The organism is Actinotalea sp. C106 (assembly GCF_023630195.1).
GTDB lineage: Bacteria > Actinomycetota > Actinomycetes > Actinomycetales > Cellulomonadaceae > Actinotalea.
Genome location: NZ_JALPKN010000504.1, coordinates 1 through 1,304 on the forward strand (window position 1 = coordinate 1; position 1,304 = coordinate 1,304).

Annotated in this window: 1 protein-coding gene and 1 pseudogene; both read left to right on the plus strand. The window is 74.7% G+C overall.

The genetic code is table 11. The features are described from left to right. Positions 1-258 (plus strand): annotated as a pseudogene (locus L0B03_RS18020) (hypothetical protein); the annotation flags it as partial. A 297-nt stretch (positions 259-555) separates the two neighbouring features. Next, a partial coding sequence (locus tag L0B03_RS18025; protein WP_250448402.1) for a 5-oxoprolinase subunit PxpA occupies positions 556-1,304 on the plus strand: 749 nt, incomplete at its 3' end.

Consider the following 1,304-nt stretch of genomic DNA (forward strand, 5'->3'; position numbering starts at 1 on the left):
CCCTGGGTGCTGGGCAGCGGTGTCGCCGAGCTGGTGTGCGCCGGCCTGCTGGCCCTCCCGCGCTCGCGGACCGCCGGTGGGTGGGCTGCGGCTGCCCTCCTGGTGGCGGTCCTTCCGGGCAACGTCACGATGGCCGTCCGGTCGCGTCGTGGCGCCCGGCACTGGTCGCGACGCCCGGGGGTCGCGTGGGGCCGTCTGCCCCTCCAGGTGCCGCTGGTCGCCTGGGCCCTGGCGATCGCGCGGGGCGAGAGACGCTGAGACGGGAGACGCTGAGACGGGAGACGCTGAGACGGGAGCAGGGCGTCTCGGCAGGCACTAGGTCCCAGGGAAGCGCATCCCCACGATGCCAGGCTGGCACCACCCGCTCCGCACCGATCCCTCGAGGCCAGCTGCCATGAACGAGTCCCAGCCCACCGCCACGCGCGCCGCCGACGAGGACGAGCTCCACCCCTTCTGGGACTGAGGGCAGCGGGCCGCTGAACGGCCCCGGCCTGCACCCCGGACCGCGAGGGTGCTTCCCCTCGCAGCACCGTCGACGTCTGCCAGAGTGAGGTCGTGCAGATCGACCTCAACAGCGACCTCGGCGAGTCCTTCGGTCCCTGGACCCTGGGGGACGACGCCGCGATCGTCCGCCTCGTCTCGAGCGCCAACGTCGCGTGCGGCTTCCACGCGGGCGATCCCACGACGATCCGGGCCACCTGCGCCGCCGCCGCCGAGGCGGGCGTCACGGTCGGGGCCCACGTCGGGTACCGCGACCTCGCGGGCTTCGGGCGCCGATTCCTCGACGTCGAGGTGCGTCACCTGGTCGACGACCTGGTGTACCAGGTGGGTGCCCTCCAGGCCCTGGCCGCCGCCTCGGGCACGACCGTCCGCTACCTCAAGCCGCACGGAGCCCTCTACAACGCGGTCGTGACCCACCGCGAGCAGGCGCGTGCCGTGGTCACCGCGGTGCTCGAGCTCGGGCTGGACCTTCCCGTGGTGGCGCTGCCGGGCAGCGTGGTCGCCGAGGAGGCCGAGATCGCAGGCCTGCGGGTGGTGCTCGAGGCCTTCGCCGACCGTGCCTACGCCCCGGACGGCACGCTCGTCCCACGCCGTGACCCCGGTGCCGTGCTGCACGACCCCGAGCTGGTCGCGGCCCGGGTGGTGCGCCTCGCGACCGAGGGCACCGTCGAGGCGGTCGACGGCAGCGTCCTGGCCGTCGCCGTCGAGAGCGTGTGCGTGCACGGGGACACCCCGGGGGCCGTGGCGATCGCGACGGCGGTCCGGTCCGCGCTCGCTGGGGCCGGTGTGCAGAAGTCGGAGGC